The 24528-nt window shown below is 59.3% G+C and carries 21 protein-coding genes and 1 pseudogene; 10 read left to right on the top strand and 12 right to left on the bottom strand.

Annotation, left to right across the window (positions count from 1 at the left end):
- Window positions 1-87: 87 nt before the first annotated feature.
- Complete coding sequence (locus PCOSP_RS13605) at window positions 88-2007, bottom strand: sensor domain-containing diguanylate cyclase (protein ID WP_464711694.1); 1920 nt, start codon at window positions 2005-2007, stop codon at window positions 88-90.
- A 250-nt stretch (window positions 2008-2257) separates the two neighbouring features.
- Here PCOSP_RS13605 and PCOSP_RS13600 point away from each other — a divergent pair, with 250 nt between their 5' ends.
- The 4 genes from PCOSP_RS13600 to PCOSP_RS13585 all read left to right on the top strand — a co-directional run bounded on the left by PCOSP_RS13600 (window position 2258) and on the right by PCOSP_RS13585 (window position 6233).
- Entirely contained in the window at window positions 2258-3028 is a 771-nt protein-coding gene (locus PCOSP_RS13600; RefSeq protein ID WP_139650021.1) for a substrate-binding periplasmic protein, read from the top strand.
- 1 nt (window position 3029) lies between these two features.
- Window positions 3030-4370 (top strand): GGDEF domain-containing protein, encoded by a 1341-nt coding sequence (locus PCOSP_RS13595; RefSeq protein WP_464711691.1) that lies wholly within the window; start codon window positions 3030-3032, stop codon window positions 4368-4370.
- A 15-nt stretch (window positions 4371-4385) separates the two neighbouring features.
- Window positions 4386-5120, top strand: a complete 735-nt coding sequence (locus PCOSP_RS13590) for an ABC transporter substrate-binding protein (RefSeq protein ID WP_139650024.1) — start codon at window positions 4386-4388, stop codon at window positions 5118-5120.
- Window positions 5121-5363: 243 nt separating this feature from the next.
- Window positions 5364-6233: an AraC family transcriptional regulator gene (locus PCOSP_RS13585; protein ID WP_175386516.1), complete on the top strand. Its 870-nt coding sequence runs from the start codon at window positions 5364-5366 to the stop codon at window positions 6231-6233.
- Window positions 6234-6618: 385 nt separating this feature from the next.
- Here the strand turns inward: PCOSP_RS13585 and PCOSP_RS13580 are convergent, their stop codons facing one another.
- The 4 genes from PCOSP_RS13580 to PCOSP_RS13565 are packed head-to-tail and all read right to left on the bottom strand — an operon-like array spanning window position 6619 to window position 9523.
- A complete protein-coding gene (locus tag PCOSP_RS13580) occupies window positions 6619-7242 on the bottom strand; it encodes an SMI1/KNR4 family protein (RefSeq protein ID WP_464711689.1) in 624 nt (207 codons plus the stop codon).
- Between the two features lie 39 nt (window positions 7243-7281).
- Entirely contained in the window at window positions 7282-7917 is a 636-nt protein-coding gene (locus PCOSP_RS13575; protein WP_139650399.1) for a helix-turn-helix domain-containing protein, read from the bottom strand.
- The gene (locus PCOSP_RS13570) at window positions 7914-8246 is read right to left on the bottom strand and encodes a type II toxin-antitoxin system HigB family toxin (protein ID WP_464711686.1); all 333 of its coding nucleotides are present in this window, start codon (window positions 8244-8246) and stop codon (window positions 7914-7916) included. The genes PCOSP_RS13575 and PCOSP_RS13570 overlap by 4 nt, the downstream gene beginning before the upstream one ends.
- Before the next feature lie 26 nt (window positions 8247-8272).
- Window positions 8273-9523: a XylR family transcriptional regulator gene (locus tag PCOSP_RS13565; RefSeq protein ID WP_464711684.1), complete on the bottom strand. Its 1251-nt coding sequence runs from the start codon at window positions 9521-9523 to the stop codon at window positions 8273-8275.
- Between the two features lie 152 nt (window positions 9524-9675).
- Here PCOSP_RS13565 and xylA point away from each other — a divergent pair.
- From xylA to PCOSP_RS13540, 5 genes and pseudogenes are all read left to right on the top strand, one after another.
- Window positions 9676-10991, top strand: a pseudogene (gene xylA, locus PCOSP_RS13560) (xylose isomerase).
- Between the two features lie 205 nt (window positions 10992-11196).
- A complete protein-coding gene (gene xylF, locus PCOSP_RS13555) occupies window positions 11197-12198 on the top strand; it encodes a D-xylose ABC transporter substrate-binding protein (RefSeq protein WP_464711682.1) in 1002 nt (333 codons plus the stop codon).
- Window positions 12199-12372: 174 nt separating this feature from the next.
- The gene (gene xylG, locus PCOSP_RS13550) at window positions 12373-13929 is read left to right on the top strand and encodes a D-xylose ABC transporter ATP-binding protein (protein WP_139650403.1); all 1557 of its coding nucleotides are present in this window, start codon (window positions 12373-12375) and stop codon (window positions 13927-13929) included.
- Window positions 13930-15066, top strand: coding sequence for a sugar ABC transporter permease (locus tag PCOSP_RS13545; protein WP_139650404.1), 1137 nt, complete (start codon window positions 13930-13932; stop codon window positions 15064-15066).
- 371 nt (window positions 15067-15437) lie between these two features.
- Window positions 15438-17672, top strand: a complete 2235-nt coding sequence (locus PCOSP_RS13540) for a putative bifunctional diguanylate cyclase/phosphodiesterase (RefSeq protein WP_464711679.1) — start codon at window positions 15438-15440, stop codon at window positions 17670-17672.
- 4 nt (window positions 17673-17676) lie between these two features.
- On the opposite strand, the gene PCOSP_RS13535 is transcribed toward PCOSP_RS13540, so the two are convergent.
- The 3 genes from PCOSP_RS13535 to PCOSP_RS13525 form a co-directional block, all read right to left on the bottom strand.
- A complete protein-coding gene (locus PCOSP_RS13535) occupies window positions 17677-18114 on the bottom strand; it encodes a type 2 periplasmic-binding domain-containing protein (RefSeq protein WP_175362861.1) in 438 nt (145 codons plus the stop codon).
- 11 nt (window positions 18115-18125) lie between these two features.
- Window positions 18126-19364 (bottom strand): hypothetical protein, encoded by a 1239-nt coding sequence (locus PCOSP_RS13530; protein ID WP_464711677.1) that lies wholly within the window; start codon window positions 19362-19364, stop codon window positions 18126-18128.
- Between the two features lie 166 nt (window positions 19365-19530).
- On the bottom strand, window positions 19531-21420 hold the full coding sequence (locus PCOSP_RS13525) for an ATP-binding protein (RefSeq protein ID WP_464711675.1): 1890 nt from the start codon (window positions 21418-21420) through the stop codon (window positions 19531-19533).
- Between the two features lie 544 nt (window positions 21421-21964).
- Here PCOSP_RS13525 and PCOSP_RS13520 point away from each other — a divergent pair.
- Entirely contained in the window at window positions 21965-22237 is a 273-nt protein-coding gene (locus tag PCOSP_RS13520; RefSeq protein WP_464711673.1) for a hypothetical protein, read from the top strand.
- Between the two features lie 55 nt (window positions 22238-22292).
- On the opposite strand, the gene PCOSP_RS13515 is transcribed toward PCOSP_RS13520, so the two are convergent.
- The 4 genes from PCOSP_RS13515 to PCOSP_RS13500 form a co-directional block, all read right to left on the bottom strand.
- Window positions 22293-22706, bottom strand: coding sequence for a hypothetical protein (locus PCOSP_RS13515; RefSeq protein ID WP_464711672.1), 414 nt, complete (start codon window positions 22704-22706; stop codon window positions 22293-22295).
- 150 nt (window positions 22707-22856) lie between these two features.
- Window positions 22857-23195: an Imm45 family immunity protein gene (gene imm45, locus PCOSP_RS13510; RefSeq protein ID WP_464711670.1), complete on the bottom strand. Its 339-nt coding sequence runs from the start codon at window positions 23193-23195 to the stop codon at window positions 22857-22859.
- A 10-nt stretch (window positions 23196-23205) separates the two neighbouring features.
- On the bottom strand, window positions 23206-23925 hold the full coding sequence (locus PCOSP_RS13505; RefSeq protein WP_464711668.1) for a transposase: 720 nt from the start codon (window positions 23923-23925) through the stop codon (window positions 23206-23208).
- A 72-nt stretch (window positions 23926-23997) separates the two neighbouring features.
- Window positions 23998-24291, bottom strand: coding sequence for a hypothetical protein (locus PCOSP_RS13500; RefSeq protein ID WP_464711666.1), 294 nt, complete (start codon window positions 24289-24291; stop codon window positions 23998-24000).
- Window positions 24292-24528: the final 237 nt, after the last annotated feature.

Here is a 24528-nt window from a genome sequence, read left to right as displayed (position 1 = left end):
CGAGTGACATGAGGGAGTGACACTGGGTTCATTTAAATCGCCGGATCGATGGAGTTTGGCCTTTGTGCGGTGACGTCAGGCCCAGGATCACGAAGCATTCGCCAGCCTGGTCTGATTGCGGCCCCGTGCCTTGGCCATATAGAGCGCCTGGTCGGCTTGCTTGAGCAGGTCTTGTGCTGTCACCTCCTCCATGAGCACCATGACTGCCAGGCCAATGCTCACCGTCACGAAGCCGAACGGCGACCTGGCATGGGGCAGCGCCAGGGCCTCCACGGCTTCGCCCAGGGCCTTGGCATGCTGCAGCGCACTGTCGACGTTGGGTGTCGTGGAGATGAATACAAACTCCTCGCCCCCATAGCGCGCCACCAGGTCACCGGCCCTTTGGGTATGGGCTTTCAGCGCATTGGCGATGCTTCGCAGGCAATCATCGCCAGCCTGGTGTCCGTAATGGTCGTTATAGCTCTTGAACAGGTCGACATCGATCAGCATCAGCGACAACAGTGTTCCCGCGCGCACCGAGCGCCGCCATTCGTTGACCAGGGTTTCATCAAAGTGCCGACGGTTGGCGATTCCCGTCAAGCCGTCAGTGGTGCTCAGCACAACGAGTTGCCGATTGGCTTCCTCAAGCGCCGCAGTCCGGTCCTTGACCTTGAGTTCCAATTGCTCATGGGCATCCTGGATTCGATCCGCCATCGACGCAAAGTCCCGGGCCAGTTCGCCAATTTCATCGGCGGAGCGGATCGGTAGTCTGTCGCGGTTCAGGCGTTCCCGGGACAAACCCAGCGAGCGTGTTGCCTGCATCAGGCGAAACAGCGGGATGGCTACCTGCTTCTGCAGAATGGAGCGCAGGATGAAGATCTCCACCAGCAGGGTCAGCAGTCCAAGGGCAACCACGATCAGCAGGTTGTTGAGAATCGCCGGCACCATCTGCGCCCGGGGAAAGTGCACCGCGAGTGCCCAGGGCGTACCCGGAACGAGGCCCATCGCGACAATGTCGTCGCGTGTCTGCACTACCATGGCCTGACCGGGCACCAGCTTGGGCATGGTCTCTAGAAGCGGATAGTCGCCGTCCAGCCCGAGCGAACGGATGGAGGCCTTGCCTTCGCTAGTCTTGACCTGGTCCATCTTGCCTGGATAGTAGATCAGCGTGCCGTCGCCATCGGCGATGAACATAGTGCTGTACGCGCCATCCACGAAGGGTCTGGCCGTGCGTTTCATGAGTTCATCGAGCAGTACATCGACACAGGCCAGGATCTGGTGCTTGCCGGAGGCGTCGGCCACGTCGGGCGTGGCCACGGTGGTCATCCAGGCGTTGTTGGAGGCATCCCAATACATCCGGGTGAACAGCGTTTCGCTAGCTGGGCTCGCAAAGCCGCGCGCATAGAACTCATAGGTTTCCAACTTCAGGGCATCCGGCCCGGAATAGGTAAAGACCTTGGCGATATCGGCCTGCTGGTAGATGGGAAAGCCTTTCTCGGGCACTACGCCATAAAAATTGAACAGGCGCCCCTGGACGCTGGAGCCATATTTGTACGAGAGGATATACGACAGGGCAAACCGGGCCTTGATGTCATCGTTGGGTGGAATATCGGGCGCGTAGGTGGCTGACATTCCGGCGAAGCGACGGCCGTCCGGCAGCGGTTCACCTTCGAACAGCATCGGTCGCTGGGTGTAGGAGCCATCCTCGTGCCGGTAGAAGATCCGGTCGAAGTCCTGCACCAGTGCAGCTCGGCTTCCCGGGTTGTCAAGGCGGCTCCTGAACTCGTTCAGGAAATTGCGCTGCAGGTCCTTTATTTCGCTGAACGGCAGGGATTCGCGCTGCAAAGTCTGCTCGGTGGAGAGCAACAATTGCGTGGTAATCGCTTTTTCCAGCGAGGACAGGTTCACATAATAGGAAATCGCACCGGCACACAACGAAACCAGGCCGATCCGCAGGACCGCCAGACGCAGCGCACGGGTTGTGAGTGAGTGTTTGCCGGAGCTCAGCCCTGGGTCTTCTTGCGACATCTCTTGCTCTCCGATCCAACATCTCGCCAGCGCCAACGCCAATGCGCATATGAGCAATATCGGCCCGACCGCCCAAGGCTGAAGTTTCCAGGGCGAATTACACGCCAATCCGCCGGACGAGCCGTCCATCTTCCCCAGGTGACGAACGACGACAGGTGCGACTCAAGCCTGAGTCAACCCAGCCGATAACTATCGAGGAGAGGGCTCTTTGGCCCCACCGTGTCCTGCCGGTTTCTTAGGGTAATTTTCGATGGTCCTGTCGCTTGACCGTTTGCTGGTGCTTGGTGTGCTGATGCTCATGGCTGCAAGCGGATTCTCGCCGAATGCCACGGCAGAGCCTGCGCTACGCATCGTTACGGAGGAACTGCCACCCTATAACATGACGCAGGATGGGCGGATGACCGGCATGAGCACCGAGGTGGTCCAGGCCGTGCTCAAGGAAATCGGCATGCAGGCCCCGATCCAGTCCATGCCTTGGGCGCGCGCCTATCAGTTAGCGCTCGATGACAGCAACGTGCTGATCTACTCCATCGCCCGCACCCCTGAACGCGAATCGCTTTTCCAATGGGTCGGCGCCATCGCACCGACCCGCTGGTACCTGTATTCGCTGGCTGACCGGCCCGTGAAACTCAACTCGCTGGACGAGGCCCGTGGTCACCAGATCGCCACCGTCAACCAGGACGTGGGCGAGCAATACCTGGTCTCGAAGGGTTTCCGTATCGGCGAGGAATTGCAGTCGAGCACCAAGTACGAGCACAACTACCGCAAGCTCAAGGTCGACCATGTGGAGATGTGGATTTCCAACGAACTCAACGCCCAATACCTGGTTCGCCAGAACGGCGAAGACCCAGCCAAGGTGTTGATCCGCACATTGCCGATTCCCGCCTTGAGCCGCGAGGAAGGCCTGAGCATGGCGTTCAGCCGCAAGACGCCAGTCGAGACCGTTGAGAAATTCCGCGCCGGCCTGGAGACCATCCGTCGCAATGGCGTCTACGATGCCATCCTGCACAAATGGCTGTGAGATGGCGCGTCACTCCGAGACTCCTTCAATCCAACCACAGGTCAAGGCGTTCAGCTCGCTAGGGCGTCGCCTGGTACTCGCGACACTGTTGTTCTGCCTGCTTTTTACCCTGGCCATGGTCACGCTGCGTACCTGGCTCGCCTGGGAAAACAATCTGGCGGAAATGAATTCGGAACTGGTCCTGATCGACCAGGTGTTCCAGAACACCTTGTCCCACGCCATCTGGGAACTGGACCGTGAATCCCTCGGCAAACAACTCTCCAGCGTCGCCAAGGCGGCACCGGTGGGCCGCGTGGTGCTCAAGATCCTGCGACCCGGACAATCGCCCGAGATCATCGAACTCAATCGATACGCCGTCGTCATGTCCGGCCCGGCGCCCACGCTGCAGCGTGAACTCGTCGCGCAACCCTACGAAGGCGCCAACGAAAAGGTTGGTGAGCTGACCATCGAAGGCGATAACAACCTGCTGTGGGAACGCCTCTGGAGCGAGGCCCGCAGCATCGTCATCACCCAGGTGATCCAGTCGCTGTTACTGGCCGGGTTGGTCATGACCGTGTTCAATCGCCTGGTGACCGTACACGTCATCCACATCGCCCGGCACCTGGGTCAACTCACGCCACAGACCCTCAGGCAGCACTTCAAGCTGCAACGTTCGGTGCGTCGCCAGGACGAACTGAGCCTGCTTGAATCGCAGCTCAACGAACTCCAGGACAACCTCCACACTCACCTGGAGCGCCAGCGCCTGGATGAACTGGCCATTGAGGCCAGCCGCGATCAGTTGGCCGAGTTGGTCGAGGCACGTACCGCGGAACTCAAGGCAGCCAACCAGGCCCTCGAAGCCCTGTCACGGCACGATGCGCTGACCGGGCTGCCCAACCGTCGCTATTTCGACGAGCTCAAGGAAGTCGAGTTTCGTCGTGCGCTTCGCTATAAGACCCCATTGTCGGTGCTCATGTGCGACGTCGACTTTTTCAAGCTCTACAACGACACCTACGGCCATATCCAGGGCGACCAATGCCTGCAGCAAATCGCCGAAACCCTTCGCGGCGTCTTCGAGCGCTCCGGTGAGCTGACCGCCCGGGTGGGTGGCGAGGAGTTCGTCGTGATGCTGCCTAATGTCGACGCAAAGCAGGCCTATGACGCCGCCCAACGGGTTCGTGCCAGCCTGGCCAAGCGCGAACTGCCCCATAGCGGCTCGTCGGTTTCACCCTTTGTCACCCTCAGCATCGGCGTCGCCGAGCTGGACCCGCAGACCATGGATCATTTCGACCTGTTACTACAACGTGCCGACCAGGCGTTGTATCGGGCCAAACATCAAGGACGTAATTGCGTTGCCTTCTAAACCAGTGAGGCCTGTATGCACTATCGCCTGACGCTCTGCTTATGTTTGTTCGCGGCCTTGACCAGCCTGCACAGTCACGCCGAGGGGATCGAAGTCGTCACCGAAGACTCGCTGTACGCGTACCTGCGTGATGGCAAGCTCGTCGGGCCGGGCACCCGCGTCGTAGAAGAGACACTGACTAAAGCCGGGCTGACCGACCACCATATCCTGCTGTACCCCTGGGCCCGGGCTTACGACAAGGCCCTGCACGAGCCCAATGTACTCATCTATCCCATGGATCGCACGGTGCTGCGCGAGCCGCTGTTCAAATGGGTGGGCGAACTGGAACGGGTGACCATCAAGCTCTACAAGCTGCGCGAACGCCACGACATTACCTTGGCCAACCTCGAGGATGCCAAGCTCTATACCACGGGCGTGGTGCGTAACGACTCCAAGCAGTTGCTCTTGCAACAGCAGGGGTTTACCCGGTTGGTGGTATCAGCGGATCGTCGTGATAACTTCCAGAAACTGCTCAACCGTCAGGTCCAGCTCTTGCCGATGCCGGAAAACGCGGCACGGATCATCTGCGACGAAGAGCATGTAGCCTTCGCCGACCTGGAAGAGGTCTACTCCTTCGATGAGCGTCCCGCCCGCGTCTACATGGCCTTCAGCCTGAGCACGCCGGATGAGATCGTCGCCCGAGCGCAGCGCGCTTTCGAGCAGCTCGAGGCGTCAGGTGAAGTGGCGCGGATCATGCGCGAAGAACGCTAAAGCCTTGTGGGAGCGAGCCTGCTCGCGATTGCGGTGGGACAGCCTGCATTGAGGTTGAATATGCCGCCGTCATCGCGAGCAGACTCGCTCCCACGGAAATCCTGGGTTAGTGGCGAAACTGACCATCCGAAAATATCATGGGTAATCACCACCCGTGCTCGCTACCTGAGCAAATGCGGCTAGGCGAACACCTGTCGGCATGACCGATCCTGTGCCCAACGTCCTTCCAGGAGCCTTTGCCCGGTGCACGACAAATCGACCAACGCTGCCTACCTAAAGCGATTCAACACAGTACTCGCCTACATCGACGCCAACCTCGAGGGTGAGCTGTCGGTGAATACGCTGAGCCAAGTGGCGAACTTCTCGGCGTTTCACTTCCATCGACAGTTCACCGCCTACATGGGTTTGCCTGTCGCACGGTACGTGCAACTGATGCGTCTGCGGCGGGCGGCCAATCGCCTGGCATCGCGTGCAGATTATGCGGTGCTGGAGGCAGCCTTCGATGCCGGTTTCGAAAGCCCCGAGGCATTCAGCAGAGCCTTCAGGCGGGCGTTCGGTGTAGCGCCGAGTACATTCAGGCGGCAACCGAGCTGGCAAGTCTGGAATGCGGCGTTTGAAGTCCCCCACTTTTCCAGGAGCGTCATCATGCAATTACACATCGTGGACTTTTCCGAAGTCAGGGTCGCCGCACTCGAGCATCGCGGCCCGACACAGCTTCTCGATGAAAGCGTGCGCCATTTCATCCAGTGGCGCATGCAGAGCGGACAATCGCCAGTGGCATCGAGTCGTACCTTCGGTATTCCCTTCACCAACCCCGATACCACGCCGCCGGAAGCATTTCGCTTTGCCATTTGCGGTGAGATACACCAGGCCGTCGCGCCGAACACCTTCGGCATACGCGAAACCCTCATCCCCGGAGGCCGTTACGCCGTGGTGCGACACCTGGGCTCGACGGACCTGATCAGCGAAAGCATCTACCCGATCTACCGCGACTGGCTTCCGAACAGCGGAGAAGAGCTTCGCGACCAGCCGCTGTTCTTCCACTACCTGAGCGTATATCCAGAGACACCGAAGGATCAGTGGGAGACGGATATTTATGTGCCGTTGCAGTAGCGGTTTCCGGATGGGGGAACTGCATACGCCACAACCCCCTGTGGGAGCGAGCCCTGCTCGCGATGGCATCAGCACAGCCAACATCCCGGCAACCTGACCCACCGCTATCGCGAGCAGGCTCGCTCCCACATCGGACCTGAGTGTACGCAGCCATTGCATACGCCACAAAACCCTGTGGGAGCGGGCTTGCCCGCGAAGACGGCGGCACATTCGACATCTTCGTGACTGACATTCCGCCATCGCGAGCAGGCTCGCTCCCACATTGGATCTGGGGTGTACGCAGCCATTGCATACGCCAAAAAACCCTGTGGGAGCGAGCCTGCTCGCGATGGCGGCGGCACATTCAACCCCTGCGTAACTGACATTCCCCTATCGCAAGCAGGCCTCAGATCGGCCTGTCCACCACCCTGGCATTCCACTGCGCTCGGTAGCGCTCTCGCCACCCAGGGCTGCCTTTATCCAGCCATTCCAGGGTCGCCTCGATACTGTCAGGGCTGATGATGAAGTGCTCGATATGTTCCTCGATCCGCTCATGGGACAGATGCAGCGAATCCAGGTAGCCGGTAAAGGAACTCGCCAACACGACGTATTCATCGCCTTGCTGGCGGCGGCCGGTCCAAGCGGGTAAGCCGGCGACCATGGCGGCCACGTCCTGGCGCCCTTCTCGCAGGTCCAGGAGCAAGAGGCTTGCGCCGCAGTCACGCCCGATTGGAAGCAGCCCGGTCGCGGGGAAGCCGGGTTCCGCACGCAGTTGCTCCAGTTCAAAGGGGTTGGACTCATACTCTTTGTCCGGATCCAGCCCATACAACGAAAAGCTCAGCAGCTCCTCATCGCCATTGGCCAGGGTCGCGACAACATCATATTCCACGTAGGCGCCGTTGCAGGTCTTGAGAAACTGCCGGTAGTCTTCCGGCAGGCGGGCGCCAAGGCTGGTTTCCAGTTGCGCGATGGCACTGTCCGTGGCACCTGCACGGGTTCGTTCGAGGATCAATCCGCGGTATTCAGTCATTGAGATCTCGCAAGCGCATTACGTGGAGGCGGTACGGGACTAACCCTTGGCCGGGTCCTTGCCTGTCGGTTTGCGCTTCCTGGAAGCGGCCACCTTGTATTCATCGGTACCGGCCTCGGTTGCCAGGTGTGCGACCAGCGGCTCGTTGCGAACGCTGTACTTCGCGGGCTTCCTGGCCGTAGGGCGAGCGGTTTCAATAGGGGTCGGCTTGGCCGGGGCTGCCGATAGAAAAGCACCCGGCTCCATCGCAAACCGCTGCGCCAGCGCATACGCCATCTTGTGACTGATGGGCCGATCCCCACTCAACACCTTGGACACCGCCGTCTTGTCGCCAATTTCAGGGAGGTCCGAGCCCGTGAGCCCGAGCGTCTCCATCAGGTCCCTGATCAATTGCACCGGGGTGCATGTCGCTTCAAACGCGGCAGTGGATTCGCGAAACTGGTCGGAGTCGCGCTGGTAGGCCAGTATTTCGTCTTCGAGCTCGACGAGAATTTTCTCCTCGACCTTGCTCAACTCGCGCCCGTCGGTGAGTTCATCAAGCAGATCGGTCGCACGCTCATAATCGGCGGGCGTCTCGATGCCATGTACGAACTCACCCCGCAGGCGCTCCAGCACCGCGTGTAGCTCGCCAAGCGTTGCGATCACGGTCTGAAAGTCATTCCGGACTGCGCTCATCGTTTTACTCCTTTGTTTCTTGCATACCAGACGTTGGCAACGTCGTAATCGGCATGCGTGCAGATGTGTTTGACGTAGAATTTCTGTCGGATGTAGTGGACACCCCCTATCACCCTGAGATTGTTGCCCCCTACGTCAATCACGATCCAATTCGCTGCGGCTCTCGGCTTGAACAGATCGATACCGTGGGTACCGAACAGTTTCTGCAGGTCCGCGAACGCTGTCGGACGGGCCATCCTCAACATGCGCCGGCAGCGATCCAGCCCGGCCTTGTCGTTCGGGTACAAAATGGCGGCGGCGTCAAAACGTGATGGCTTGAGTATATCCATAGGCTTCCCTGTCCTTGAGTCGGATGCTACTCCAGTTGTGTTTTTTCACAACCGGAATTTTCAGCAATGGTGAAATTCAAAGAGCGCTTCCCGGAGAAGGGGTCGCGCTCCTCCTGCTGATACTGCCTGGGTGTGCACCCAAACTCCCGACGAAATACTGTGTGCAGATATTGCGCCGACTTGAAGCCGCAGTTGCGGGCAATGTCAGCGATCGCCAAATCCGTCCTCTCCAACCCACTGGCCGCCGCGGCCAACCTGAACCGCAAGATCTCGTCATGCACGCTGCACCCCCGCTCCTTGCGAAAATGCGCTTCCAGCGATGACCGCGACACCCCTACATATCCCGCCACTTGCGCGGTCTTGATACCCTGACAAGCGTATTGGCGGATGAACAGCAACGCCTGCATGACATAGGGGTTGCCCAACGGTTGATGCAGGCTCGAGGCCTGCACGTTGATCGCGTCGGGAGGTATCAATATATGCATGCCCGTGGAGGGCATGCCGTGCAGCATCTGGTGGAGCAGGCGCGCGGCGGTGCGGCCCATGGTTTCGGTGCCCTGGATCACTGAACTCAGGGGCACCCGGGTCAGGCTGCGGGTCAGTGGGTCGTTGTCGATGCCGATCAGCGCCACCTGCTCCGGCACCGCGATGCCCGCGGTCAGGCAGGCTTGCAGCAGTTGTCGGGCACGGGCATCGCTGACGGCGATGATGCCGATGGGTTTGGGCAGGCTTTGCAGCCAGGCGATCTGCTGTTCGACGGCACTGTCCCAAAGTGGCGCGCTGGTGCCCATGCCGCGATAGATCTCCGCCGGCAGGCCATCTCGCTGCACCAGTGAACGGAAGGCTTTCTCCCGCTCCTGAGCCCAACGATTGGCTTGTGCTTCGGGCAGGCTGAAGCAGGCAAAGCGCGTGAGGCCGGCTTCGATCAAGTGCTCGTAGGCCAACTTCATCAGCGCGAAATTGTCGGTGGCGACATAGGGAATGCCCTTGGGATAGGCACGCTCATCCTGGTAGGAACCGCCCACCGCCACCACCGGCAAACGGATCCCGGCCAGCGCCTCGCCAATCAGCGGGTCATCGAAGTCGGCGATGATCCCGTCGCCCTGCCAGCGTTCGATCCCCTTCAACCGGCACAGGAAATCCTCCTCAAGAAAGAGGTCCCAGGACGCGCGGGTGCTGCTCAGGTAGTTACCGATGCCGCTGATGATGCCGCGATCGTAGATCTTGCTGCCGTTGAACAACAGCGCAATGCGGTGGACGGGGGGGATGGTTTTCATTGTTTTCACCCTGGGCCGGTGAACACAGACTAGGCGCGTGGCCCCCGAAGCTCAATACAAAATCGAACTGCCCTCTGGTGATTTTCATAATCATCAGCCATAGGGCCGGCGTTAGTATCGGGACACCGCCAAGAATAAAAAGGATATCGCCCATGCCGTACTTTCCCGGTGTCGACAAGATTCGCTACGAAGGCCCCGCCAGCGATTCGCCCCTCGCCTTCCGTCACTATGACGCTGACAAGCTCGTCCTCGGCAAACCCATGCGTGAGCACCTGCGCATGGCGGTGTGCTACTGGCACACGTTCGTCTGGCCGGGGTCCGATGTGTTCGGTGCCGGTACGTTCAAGCGCCCCTGGCAACGCACTGGGGATCCGATGGAGCTGGCCATCGGCAAGGCCGAAGCCGCCTTCGAGTTCTTCTCCAAACTGGGCGTCGACTATTACTGCTTCCACGACACCGATGTCGCCCCGGAAGGCAGCTCGCTGAAGGAATACCGTAACCACTTCGCGTTGATGACCGACCACCTGGAACGCCATCAGGAACAGACCGGGATCAAACTGCTGTGGGGCACTGCCAACTGCTTCAGCAACCCGCGCTTCGCCGCCGGGGCCGCCACCAACCCCGATCCGGAAGTCTTCGCCTGCGCCGCCGCCCAAGTGTTCAGCGCCATGAATGCCACCCTGCGCCTCAAGGGCGCCAACTACGTCTTGTGGGGGGGCGCGAAGGTTACGAGACCCTGCTCAATACCGACCTGAAACGCGAGCGCGAGCAACTGGGCCGCTTCATGGGCATGGTGGTCGAGCACAAGCACAAGATCGGCTTCAAGGGCGACCTGCTGATCGAGCCCAAGCCACAGGAGCCGACCAAGCACCAATACGATTACGACAGCGCCACGGTCTTCGGCTTCCTGCAACAGTTCGGCCTGGAAAACGAGATCAAGGTCAACATCGAGGCCAACCACGCCACCCTGGCCGGGCACAGTTTCCATCACGAGATTGCCACCGCCACTTCGCTGGGAATCTTCGGCAGCATCGACGCCAACCGTGGCGATCCGCAGAACGGCTGGGACACCGACCAGTTCCCCAACAGCGTCGAGGAAATGACCCTCGCCACCTACGAGATCCTCAAGGCCGGCGGTTTCAAGAATGGCGGGTTCAACTTCGACGCCAAGGTCCGTCGCCAGAGCGTGGACGAACTCGACCTGTTCCACGGCCATGTCGCAGCGATGGACGTCCTGGCCCTGGCCCTGGAGCGCGCAGCGGCCATGGTGCAGAACGACCGGCTCCAGCAATTCAAGGATCAACGCTACGCCGGCTGGCAGCAACCGTTCGGCCAGGCGGTGCTGGCGGGCAAGTTCAGCCTCGCCTCGCTGGCCGAGCATGCCTTCCTCAACGAGCTGAATCCGCAGGCGGTCAGTGGTCGGCAGGAGATGCTGGAAGGGGTCGTCAACCGGTTCATCTACCCCTGACTCCGTTGTGGCGAGGGGATTTATCCCCGCTGGGCTGCGAAGCGGCCCCCAAAAGCAATCCTGATTAGTCTGACCTGCAAAAGAGGCTGTGACATTCCCACGACAAATCTCCGCCCACGACGCTGTGCAACGCTCTACAGTTCTACCGGCATCACGCTCATCGTCAGGCAGTGTCTTTCAAACAAAAATAAAAGGACGCACCACAATGAAAACTGTAAAACGCACCTTACTCGCCAGCGCCCTGGCCCTGCTGTCGCTTCCGGTCATGGCCGATGCAGCGCACCCGAAGATCGGTTTTTCCATCGACGACCTGCGCCTGGAACGCTGGTCTCGGGACCGTGATTACTTCGTGGCGGCGGCGGAAAAAATGGACGCCAAGGTCTTCATGCAATCAGCCGATGCCAACGAGCAGAAGCAGATTTCGCAGATCGAAAACCTCATCTCCCGTGGCGTCGATGTGATCGTCATCGTGCCGTTCAACGCCACCGTGTTGACCAACGCCGTCGCCGAAGCCAAGAAAGCCGGGATCAAGGTGGTGTCCTATGACCGGCTGATCCTGAACGCCGATATCGACGCCTACATTTCCTTCGATAACGAAAAGGTCGGTGAAATGCAGGCCAGCGGCGTGCTGAAAGCCGCACCCAAGGGCAACTATTTCCTGCTCGGCGGCGCGCCTACCGACAACAACGCCAAGGTCCTGCGCGAAGGCCAGATGAAGGTGCTGCAACCGGCCATCGACAAGGGCGACATCAAGATCGTCGGCCAACAGTGGGTGAAGGAATGGAACCCCACCGAAGCCTTGAGCATTGTTGAAAACGCCCTGACGCGGAACAACAACAAGATCGACGGCATTGTCGCCTCCAACGACGCCACCGCAGGCGGCGCCATCCAGGCCCTGGCCGCGCAGAAAATGGCCGGCAAGGTACCGATCTCGGGCCAGGACGCCGACCTGGCAGCGGTCAAGCGGGTGATCGATGGCACCCAGACCATGACCGTCTACAAGCCCCTGAAGCTGATTGCCTCCGAAGCCGCCAAGCTTTCGGTACAACTGGCGCGCAACGAGAAGCCAGCCTTCAGTTCGCAGTACGACAACGGCAGCAAGAAAGTCGACACCATCCTGCTCACCCCGACCCCGTTGACCAAGGACAACATCGACCTGCTGGAAAAAGACGGTTTCTATACCAAGGCACAGATCGCCGGGCAGTAAGTTGAACACCGCCGGTCAGTAAAACTTGGTCCCTGTGGGAGCGAGCCTGCTCGCGATGGCGACAGCACATCCGACATCGATGCACGCTGAACCACCGCTATCGCGAGCAGGCTCGCTCCCACAGGAGATTGACCGGCAGGCTTATGTGTAAGACCTTTTCCACGAGTCCTTGCCATGTCCGATTACCTGCTGCAAATGAACGGCATCGTCAAAACCTTCGACGGTGTCAAAGCCCTGAATGGCATCGACATCAAGGTCCGGCCGGGGGAATGCGTCGGCCTGTGCGGCGAGAACGGCGCCGGCAAATCCACCTTGATGAAAGTCCTCTCGGCGGTCTACCCCTACGGCACCTGGGACGGTGAGATCCTCTGGGATGGCCAACCGCTCAAGGCACAGTCCATCAGCGAAACCGAAGCCGCCGGGATCGTCATCATTCACCAGGAACTGACGCTGGTACCCGACCTGTCGGTGGCCGAGAACATCTTCATGGGCCACGAGCTGACCCTGCCCGGTGGGCGCATGAACTACCCGGCGATGATCCACCGTGCCGAAGCCCTGATGCGTGAGCTCAAGGTACCGGACATGAACGTCTCGCTCCCGGTGTCGCAGTATGGCGGTGGCTACCAGCAACTGGTGGAAATCGCCAAGGCGCTGAACAAACAGGCGCGCCTGCTGATCCTCGACGAGCCGTCATCGGCCCTGACCCGTTCGGAAATCGAGGTGCTGCTGGATATCATCCGTGACCTCAAGGCCAAGGGCGTAGCCTGCGTCTACATCTCCCACAAGCTCGATGAAGTGGCGGCTGTGTGCGACACCATTTCAGTGATCCGCGACGGCAAGCACATCGCGACCACCGCCATGGCCGACATGGATATCCCACGGATCATCACCCAGATGGTCGGGCGGGAAATGAGCAACCTCTACCCCACCGAACCCCATGACATCGGCGAGGTAATTTTCGAAGCGCGCCACATCACCTGCTACGACGTTGATAATCCCCGGCGCAAACGGGTCGACGATATCTCGTTCGTGCTCAAACGCGGTGAAATCCTCGGCATCGCCGGGCTCGTCGGTGCCGGTCGCACGGAGCTGGTGTCGGCGCTGTTCGGTGCCTACCCCGGGCGTCATGAAGGGGAAGTCTGGCTGGACGGCCAACCGATCGACACCCGCACGCCCCTCAAGTCGATCCGCGCCGGCCTGTGCATGGTCCCCGAGGACCGCAAGCGCCAAGGGATCATTCCGGACCTGGGCGTCGGCCAGAACATCACCCTCGCCGTGCTGGAGAATTTCTCGAAGCTGACCCGCATCGACGCCGAAGCCGAACTGGGCAGCATCGACCGGGAAATCTCACGCATGCACCTCAAGACGGCGAGCCCGTTCCTGCCGATCACCAGCCTCTCCGGCGGCAACCAGCAAAAAGCCGTGCTGGCGAAAATGCTCCTGACCAAACCCCGGGTGCTGATTCTCGATGAACCTACCCGGGGCGTGGACGTCGGCGCCAAGTACGAGATCTACAAACTGATGGGGGCGCTGGCGGCCCAAGGGGTGTCGATCATCATGGTTTCCTCGGAGCTGGCCGAAGTGCTGGGGGTTTCCGACCGCGTACTGGTGATCGGCGAAGGCCAGTTGCGGGGTGACTTCGTCAACCACGGCCTCACCCAGGAACAAGTGCTCGCTGCTGCGCTCAGCCATCCCGATGGCCATAACAATAATGATCGGAAGTCCGCGTAGATGAATCAGGTCAAACAACTCTTCACCCGCTACAAAATGCTCGCGCTGGTGATCGCCGTGGCGGTCATCTGGCTGTTCTTCAGCTGGCAGACTGACGGCGGCTTCCTGACCCCGCGCAACCTGTCCAACCTGCTGCGGCAGATGTCCATCACCGGGATCCTCGCCTGCGGCATGGTGCTGGTGATCATCAGCGGTGAAATCGATCTGTCGGTGGGCTCGTTGCTCGGGTTGCTGGGTGGCCTGGCGGCGATTCTCGACGTGGTCTATCACATACCGCTGCTGGCCAACCTCAGCCTGGTGGCCCTGTGCGGCTTGGTCATCGGCCTGGCCAACGGTTTCATGACCGCTTACCTGCGTATTCCGTCGTTCATCGTGGGACTGGGCGGCATGCTGGCGTTTCGCGGGGTCCTGCTGGGCATCACCGGCGGCACCACCATTGCCCCGGTCTCGCCGGAGCTGGTCTACGTCGGCCAGGGTTACCTGCCGCAAACCGTGGGTGTGGCGCTGGGCGTACTGCTGTTCTCCCTCACCGTTTTCCTGACCTGGAAACAACGCCGTAACCGCGCCCTCCATGGCCTGACGGCACACTCCCTGGTGCGCGACGTATTGCGCGTGGTGGCGATTGGCGCGGTGCTGGCCGGGTTCGTCCATACCCTCAACAGCTACGACGGCATTCCGGTTCCGGTGCTGCTCCTGCTGATCCTGCTGGGAGTGTTCAGCTACGTCACCAGCCAGACCGTGTTCGGACGCCGCGTCTACTCGGTGGGCAGCAATATGGAAGCCACACGCCTGTCCGGCATCAACGTGCAAGCGGTGAAACTGTGGATCTTCGGCATCATGGGGGTGATGTGCGCCCTCGCCGGCCTGGTCAACACCGCACGCCTGGCAGCGGGTTCCCCCTCGGCCGGCAACATGGGCGAACTCGACGCCATCGCCGCCTGCTTCATCGGCGGCACCTCCATGCGCGGCGGCTCCGGCACCGTCTACGGCGCCCTCCTCGGCGCGCTGGTCATCACCAGCCTGGACAACGGCATGTCGATGCTCGACGTCGACAGTTACTGGCAGATGATCGTCAAGGGCAGCATCCTGGTGCTGGCGGTTTGGGTGGATGTGAGTACGCGCGTGGGGCGGCGTTGAGGGAGCCAGGGCCTTCTGAAAATCTCGCAGGAATCCACCCGTGGCGAGGGGATTTATCCCCGCTGGGGCGCGAAGCGCCCCCAAAACCTGAGCATGCGGTATGTCAAACGGGTTGAGGGGACCGCTTCGCAGCCCAGCGGGGCGGAACAAGGAGAATATCTGGTCTATAGTTTCCCTTTAATTAATTGATGTTTTTTCGCACGGACGCGCAGGTGTCATTCAGGGAGCACATCATGTCGATCCAACGGACAAGTGAACTGAGACTGGCTCCCGGTATCACGGCATCCGAAGACACGACATCCGAGGGCACGAGCCCCGTCTTCCGAGATGGACTCGGCCACCTCAGGGAAGCCTATATCCTGCTTCCGCTATTGTCCGCCCTGCTCTTGCTTGCCCTCTGGGCCGCGACCCTCTACCTCATCCAGGTCGAACAGACCCGAGCCCAGCGCAACGCCGCCACGGTCAGCCAGGAAATCGGCGCCACCTACGAAGCGCAAATCCTGCGCGCGGTTCGTGAGATCGACCAAACCCTCAAGCTCGTCAAATACACCTACGAGGCCGAAGGCGAGCGCAACCCGTTGCCGCGGCTCAAGGAGCGGGCGTTGTTACCACCCGCCCTGCTATTCGATGTCAGTGTGGTCAACGCCGACGCCAAGCTGTTGGCCAGCACCCGGGCGGACGAAACGGGACCCGCCAGCGACCTGGATGAACTGCGGACGTTGCGCAACAACGATACGCTCCTGATCAGTCGCCCCTGGAGGGATCCTCTGACCGGGGAATGGCGCTTGCGCTTCAGTCGGCGCCTCAACACGCCAGATGGCACGTTCTCGGGCGTTGCCAGGGTCGAGGTCGATGCGGCCTATTTCGCCAGCAGCTATGACACCTCGAAACTCGGTGAGCGGGGTGTGCTGGGGCTGCTGGGCACCGATGGAGTCTTTCGGGTGCGGCGCACCGGAGAGTCGATCCAGGCCGGCGATGCGGTCGACTACGAGGCGCTGGTCCCGGATACCGAGGACATCCAGACCTCGTTGTTGACCAACAGCTGGGACGGGGTGCGGCGCTACACCAGCGCCCGTCAGCTCTATGACCTTCCCCTCGCGGTGATCGTCGGCTTATCCGAAGAAGAACAACTGGTTGCCGTGAACCGGCAAGCCCAGACCTACCTGCGGCGTTCGGCGGGTGTCAGCCTGCTGCTGGTGCTCCTCGCCGGCCTACTGAGCCGCATGAGCTGGCAGCTTGCACAAAGCCGGCTGCAGGCCGCTGAAGCCAAGGTGGCCTATGCCGAGCGTGTCGAATACCTCGCCTATCACGACGCCCTCACGGGGCTGCCCAATCGCAGCCTGTTCAGCAAACTGTTGATTCAGCACATCCACGAAGCCCATCGTTATCAGCGGCAAATGGCGGTGCTGTTCCTTGACCTTGACCGCTTCAAACAAATCAACGACACCCTTGGCCACGATGCTGGCGATCAGTTGCTGCAAGAAGTCGCGAACCGCCTCAAGGCCTGTCTGCGCGAGAGCGATATCGTCGCCCGATTGGGCGGTGACGAATTTGTCGTGTTACTGCCGCAACTGTCTGATGAAAAGTATGTGGCAGGCACCGCCCAGAAAATCCTCGCCGCAGTTGCCCGGCCCTTCCACCTTAGAGAGCAAGAGTTTCGGGTTACCGCCAGCATCGGGATCAGTCTCTTCGCCCGGGATGGCCAGGACGAACAGACGCTGAAGAAAAACGCCGATATCGCGATGTATCAGGCCAAGCAACAGGGAAAAAACACCTTTCAGTTCTACTCCGAGAAACTGAACGCGGAGTCGCTGGAACGGCAGACGCTGGAACTCGGCCTGCGGCATGCACTTGAACGCAACGAGTTCCGCCTGCACTACCAGGCCAAGCGGGATATTGACAGCGGTCAGATCACTGGCATGGAAGCCCTCCTGCGCTGGGAGCACCCTGACCTGGGACTGGTCGCGCCCATGCAGTTCATTCCGGTGGCCGAAGAGACCGGCCTGATCCTCCCTATCGGCAAGTGGGTGCTCAGGACGGTCTGCGAGCAGAACGTGGCCTGGCAACGACAGGGCCTGCCACACCTGTGCGTCGCCGTGAACCTGACGGCCCGTCAGTTTGCCGATGAGCATCTCTTGACCGACCTTGCGACGATACTGGCGGACACCGGCATGGACGCCCGTCTGCTGGAACTGGAGATCACCGAGAGCCTGCTCATGCAGGATGTCAGGAAGACTCTGCAGGTGTTGACCGACCTCAAGGCGCTGAATATCCGAATCGCTATCGATGACTTCGGTATTGGCTACTCTTCGCTTTCGGCACTCAAACAGTTCCCGCTCGACTCGATCAAGATCGATCGCTCGTTCATCCGCGATGTCACCAGCCTGGCGGAAGACAGAGCCTTGACCGAGGCTATCATCACCATGGGCAGGACCCTCAGCCTGACCGTGGTTGCCCAGGGCGTGGAAACCAAGGAGCAGGCCGATTTCCTGCGGGACAACGCCTGCGACGAATTCCAAGGCTTCTACTTCAACAAGCCGGTACCTGCCGATCAGTTCAAGGTATTGCTGCAAGGACAGACAACGCATACCAAGACGGACGTGTAATTGCTCATTGCGGATCGGACAACACGACCCTGACACTGTCATCCACTTCGCGCGCATCGATATAGCCGATGGCACCGGGATTCCCGGCAACGTGCTTCTTGACTTCCGCACTGTTGGAAAGCGTCTCCGGAGGCTGGCCCCGGCCGGTAAATATGATTTTTGACCAATGCGTCTTGAGTTGCGCGGCGGATTTGCCGGTGTATTTGGTGTAGAACTCATCGCGCACGGCTGCGCCCTCAGGCTGGTCGACTGGCATGGCTTGCTCGCCTTCGGGAAAGCGGCTGGCCTTGCCCAGGAAAATATTCGCCACCTGGCTGCTCGCCAGCGCTTTCACCGGACTGGCCGTCGAGACGACCACCACCACATCAGCCATGACGAGCGTACTGCCTGCATACAAGGTGATTCCTGCCACTGCGCATCCGGTGCGCTTGAGAAACCCCATGATCGGCCTCATCAGAAGACAAAATCGACAGCGAGGCTGAGCACGCTGAACGAGCCGCCCGGCTCGAAACCCGGCTGGAAGTTGGTCAACGGGCCCGTCGTGACGCCATCCATTCGCGTGTGGTCGTACTGCAATTTGGCATCCATGTTCTTCGTGAAATCCCAGCGCACACCCAGCGACAGGGTTTGCTGGCGGCTGCCGGCGCCCAGGATGGCGTTGAGCGCTCCGTTGAGCCCCCCCGCGGCATCGGCCAGTTCCGGCGGCAACGTCGAGGTGTCCAACCCATCGGTGGACGTTTCGCTCAGAGTCTTTGATCGCGCATACGTGACATAAGGCGTGAACGCCTCGATCCGGTAGCCAGTACTGACATACCAGGCACTCATCTCACCGAACACCGCGTGACTGTCGAAATGCCCCCATTCGCCCATGACGAACCAGTCGCCAGGATCATAGATCGCCCCGACACCGACGAAGTTGAAGGCCTTGCCCTTGGTGTCGTAGCGGTCGGCGATGTCGTTGCCGTCCTCGCCGAACTGCCGGAAACCATCGAAGAGCGGGTTGAACGGCTCGAAGGTCAAGCGCGTGTGCTGGTAGGTGATGCGCGTGGTCAAGGCACCGTATTCGGTCAGGTTGGAAACGCCCCATGAGCCTCTGGCCCGGGTCTCGCCCGTATCGTTGGGCATCCGGACCGTGCTCTGCCCGACATTGCCTTGCACGGTATTGATGACATCGCCCAAGTGCAGCCGGTAGCTGAGGTCCATGCCATCGGTCGCGGTGACAGGGATCATGCTGTAGACCTCCCCCGGGGGGCGCACCCAGGGAAGCGTATAGCCTACCTTGCGGCTGTCGGAAAACAGGAAGGCCGGCTGTACCGTGCGACCGACACGCAGGCTGAAATCGGGTGTGACCTGATACTTGAAGTTTGCCCATTCGACGTAGGGACGGTAGCTGTTGTCGTAACGCTGCTCCGAGATCACCTGCACCACCGCCGAGAGTTCCGGGGTGAAGCGTGCCGTCACTTGCGCACCGATCAGGCTGTCGACATCGGCACTCCAACTGCGCGAGTGACCGGCGCCGTTGGGCTTGTAGATGCTGGAAGTGAAGTCGGCTTTCTTCTCGCTGGAATGAACCATGCCGATCGTGCCGAAGCTGCTCACGGAAAACGTCGGGCCGTCAGCATCGGCAGCGGTGGCCGTGCAGGCATAAAGCGACATCACGGCCAGGGCCAGCGGATGGAGTCGAGGCGCCATGGAATCAGTGCGGCCTCGACAGGAGAACCCACCCATCCAGGCAGGCTATTGCGCCGGGACCCTGTTCGAGATTGCCTGAAGGAATTGCCATCATTCGTTCCAGTCCTTATGACGTCGGCTCAATACCATGACCGAATTGTAGACGACAAAACTCTGCGTGCCCGGATCATGCAACGGTTGCCTGGCTCAAGGCCGTGATGGGCAACTCCAGGGTGAATGTGGCCCCCTGCCCCGGCCCGTCGCTTTGGGCCTTCAGCACACCGCCCATTTCCATCGCCGCCAGGACACAGCTGTGCAAACCGAAACCATGGCCTTCCTTGCGGGTGGTAAAGCCATGGGCAAAAATGCGCGTCAGGTTTTCCTCGGCGATACCTTCCCCGTTGTCGATCACCTGGATGATCAACTTCTGCTCTGGCGTCAGCTCGGCATGGAGGGTAATCAGCGGCGCTCGATCCGACATGTTGAGCATCGCACCGCTGGCATTCTTGATCAGGTTGACCATGATCATCAGCACTCGATGCTTGTCCAGTTGCACGGTGGGCATTGCCGAAAACTCCTTCAGTACCGTGACCCGACGGGCGGTGATAATGCTGGCGTTCATGCGCAATGCGTCCTCCAGCAAATGCTCGACCTGGACGCTCTCACAGAGACTGGATACGCCCGAGTAGGACTGCTGGGCCGCGACGACTTCCTTGATGTGATCGATGCTCTTGGCCAGTTGCTCAAGTTCATCGAACATGCTTTTTTGTTCGACAGCCAAGGCTTCCGTCACCTGATTCAAATACCCCGGAAGCAACTTGCCTTTCTCGTCCTCAACGAGGAAGTGGCCCAGGTCCGTGGCATGCTGGTTCATCAACTGCATCGCTTTGTTCAGCCCCAGGGCTTTGCTGGTGCGCAGTTTCTGTGTCAGGACTTCGGCGGAAACATTCACGCTGTTGAGCACATTCCCGACGTTGTGCAGGACGTTGGTGGCGATCTCGGCCATGCCCGCTTGACGGGCAACGGCGACCAATTGGGTCTGGGCTTCGGCGGTGCGCAAACGGCTTTGTGCAAGCTGCCAGCTCATCCGGCTCAGCAAGACCACCAGAAACACCAGTAACAGACTGCCTCCAGCGGCTCGCCACTGATAGGTGTGAGCCAGCTCGGTGACCGCGGCCAGTTGTTCCTCTTCGGATAACCCGACAATCACCGCCAGGGGAAGGTCATAGAGCTGACGGGCACTTGTGTAGCGCCGCACCCCGTCCCAACTGTTGGTCAACAGCTGCGCCTGGGTGTCCTCGCTGTCCGGGACCAGCGCCCCATAATCGACCGCATCGCCGGCCTGGATCGACTCGCCAGTGCGCCGCACCCGAAAGACCCCATCGGTGCCCAGCAGCCCGAGCACACCCCGTTCACCGAGCTTCGAGGTGTCATAACTGCTGGCGAAATAGGCCGCATCGACCTCGACCCTGGCAACGCCCGAGAACGATCCATCCGGCGCATCGAGGCGGCGACTGAAGCGCAGCCGCCACTCATCCGTCGAAGGGTCTTTCCAGGGGTGGCTGATCAGCAGCGTATCGTTGTTGCGCAGCGTTCGCAGCTCATCCGGGTCGCTGACCGGTCCCGTTTCATTGGCCCGGGTGCTGGCCACGAGCTTTGCGTCCGCGTTGACCACACTCACGTCAAACAACAGGGCCGGCGGCAACAACGCCCGCTCCTTGAGCCGGGGCAGCGGATTGCGCTTGCCCTCGGCCTCGTAGGTGTACTTGACGAGCTTGAGGGTCTGGTCGATCTCGTGAACCGCCCGCAACATCTGCGCTTCGTAAGTGGCGCTGATTTCCTGGCTGACCGTGGCGGCGTTGTCCCGGGCACGCGCCAGCTCGCTGTTGATGAGGTAGAAGGTCGTCATCCAGATGGCCAGCAATAGCAGGACGGCGAGCAGCGGAAACAGAACGTAGGCTTCCTTGACATGAGCCAGCCCACGTCGAAGCCCCCGCCCCACGCCCCCCGAGGCTGCGTCCGTCGACGGGGTGATGCCGGTGACCAACCTCAATCCATGGGGCCGTTGAAACTGCATGCTGTGCTCCCTGCGTTGTATCAGCACTTCAGGTTAGCGGGCACCCGCCGGAGCTTGGGCTCAAGGAGATGCCAGGAGTCTATTGCGGCGTCCGTGCGAGGCAGATTGCCGATGGGTTTGCTGGAAACTATAGATCACAAAATGCGGGGGCGAGCCCGAAGCTGCTGGGATATCGCTATCGCGAGCAGGCTCGCTCCCACCCTGGTCGTGGACTGATCACTACATCGGCTATGACGCCAATCCCTGTGGGAGCTGGCCTGTTCGCGAAGACGGCAGCACATCCAACACCCATGCAAGACCGCTGCTCCTCCCGTGGCGAGGGAGCTCGCTCCCGCTTGGCTGCGCAGCAGTCGTGTGCTTTGCCGGGTCCTACGCAACCTCGATCGACATCAACGGTAATTGGGGCGAATTCCTACGTGAAGGTGGGAAAGTGGTGGCTTGTAGTGGTTTGGCGGGGAGGTCTATATTTTTCCTCGTCGCCCAAATGGCGACCAGGTTTGGCGACCTGCACTACAGAGAGTCATCCATTCACTGAGACTCTTATATGAACAGATACATACCCATCACCGGTATCGACTGCATACCGGCAACCCTGCTCATCGACACCGAAGCACCGCTCGATGTCCTCTTTGAAACTGCCGACTACCGTATTCGTAGCGTGACCCAGGTGTTGGAGAATATTGCGTTTCGTTCGGAGATCAGCTCGGATACGGTGGTGCTTTCTGACTTTTGTAAAATGCTGACGATTGCATTACGCGATGGGTGTGATGTGATGGATGTGATTGGGAGGCGGTTGCGGGAGCAGGTTGCCGAATAATGCAAACGGGCGATCCAAGGTCGCCCGCTTCACTCTCAGACAATAGAGATTGAGACTAAGGCAATTTCACGATTACAACTTCATCAGAGCCTTTGGGTAACTCCAGAAGGTACTTCCATTTCTCAAGGATCGTCCGCCATTCCTGCAAGGTAAATCTGCTTTCTGGCTGTCTAATCCAGTCGTCGTTAACTAGGATATCGACCTGTACACCTGAGGCGTCTATATTCAACAGGACATCATTCCCTCCTACACTGGCCGACTCCTGTGAACCGCCTTCAACCGAAGCGAGAAAAGCCAGCAACTGATCACAACGTTTTGGGGTTTGGGCGATTGCGCCAAGAACACTACAGATATAAAGCTCATAGCGCTCCATATTATCCTGCCCAGGAGTAACTTCCGCTACCGGATGAAACACATCTCCAGCTATTGGGTGGAACCCCATTGCTGCATGATAGAACTTCAACTCCACGTTACGCCCCTCTAATTTAAGGCTTGCACACAGGACCAACTGTTATCCTGGGTGAATATACCCTTTTCCTTTCCATCCTGCCTTATTCCAACTTCTTGATTTCTTCGAAAATTCGCCCCCCTCAGAACCCGTTCCCTTTTTGCTTTTTTACTAACGCGCTATCAAATTAGAAGGGACATCCGCTTGTTTAAACAAATAAACATTGTCGACAGGACAGTCGGGATATACCCATTTAGCCCAATTCTCGATCAGCCACTCTCTTGAGATCTCTCGAGCACCTGAAAAGCAACTTTCAACAGGCAGGCGCACCACTAAAAGGCCAGCCTTATTACCGGAGGCAACGGCAATAGAATGTCCATATTGCTCGTCAGGAATATCAACAACCATGAATTCTACAATTTCCTCGTACGGCCATCGAGCCGGGAGTCGAAATATCTGCCCACGAGTTATCGCTGGAGCCAAACTATCAACTAATTTTACACCCTCCATTACTTAACCCTTAAATACAAATAAGATAAACGAAAAGAATAAAACAAGAAAAAGGGGGCGGATTTATTTTCCCCGACGCTGTCCTTGGGCGGCCCTGCCCTCGCTGTTCTACCCGCACTCCAACGATCCGCTCTACCTCATCGACGAATCGACTTGTACCCGTCAGCTGACCCCGATGCAAAGCATCGCGGATCAATTGAATCTGATCACCCGGAATCGCTTGCCGTACAAACGCCTCGTACCGATGACGCCGCTCCATCGCGGTATCACCCAAAGCAGCGAAGCATGGATCAGCATCCAACCAGCAGCTATCAGGCTCATCACCCGTCCGGCTTCGATAGCTCGACCACGGATAGTCTGCGACATCAGCAACCATACGAGCACGTACAGGATTCAATTCAATGTAACGACAACAGGCAAGCAAGTAGGCATCCGACTGCACTACACGCCCCTCCAATCGATTGCGATAGCGTGTCGCACGCGCCGCTAGGGCTTTCATTAATAGCCCTAGCCCAGTGATCGACTCCCCTGGAGCTAGCAATAGATGGACATGATTCGTCATCAGGCAATAGGCGTAGACCTTCACGCCGAATGCATCCTTTAGCTCCCGCAGATCCGCGAGATAGCGCTGATAATCCTCAGGCACCGCAAATACCACCTGACGGTTATGGCCACGCTGTACAACATGGTGCGGGTAATTCGGTAAAACAATACGTCCCATTCTGGGCATATCTGAAGCCTCCGTCCGTGGAAGCTCTCAGAGTAGCAGAGGATTAAAAAATAAATCTGCCCCCTTTTTTCTTTAATTAACCTTCAGAGAAATACAAAAGTCCGGCCCAAGCTCAATCTTCAAATCTTCAACCAGTCGTTCCCCTTCCCTCTTGAACTCTTGCTCTAGCTCTCTGCTCTTGAACCCAGAATTCGGAGGATAATCAACATCTAGTGTTTCATCATACGTTGCAGCCCATGCCAATAGCCTTAACTGCAACTCCTCAGAAATAGGGAGTTCGCTAGGTGCCACATCCCCATACTCCTCCAGGGACATATTCCAAAGCGGATAACAGTGATAATCCGCCATCAACCTTATATTCTTCATTTAACGCTACCTCTTGGGTTCGCACCGACGACAAAGCCGTTGCTACCAACAGTCACCGCAATCCGCTGCGGCTTTCCATTAATATCTAACTCATAAACCGGTCGCCCGCCCCCTGAGCCTTGGTAACCAATGAGCTTACCCTCAGAAACCGCTCTCATCACGACGCTAGGAATCTGAGCCTCCGACACTCCCATCTGAACGAACTGGCTACCATGCTCCTCAATTATATGTTGTAAC

Source organism: Pseudomonas sp. MAFF 730105, assembly GCF_055380705.1.
This window is presented reverse-complemented; position numbering and strand designations above follow the sequence as displayed.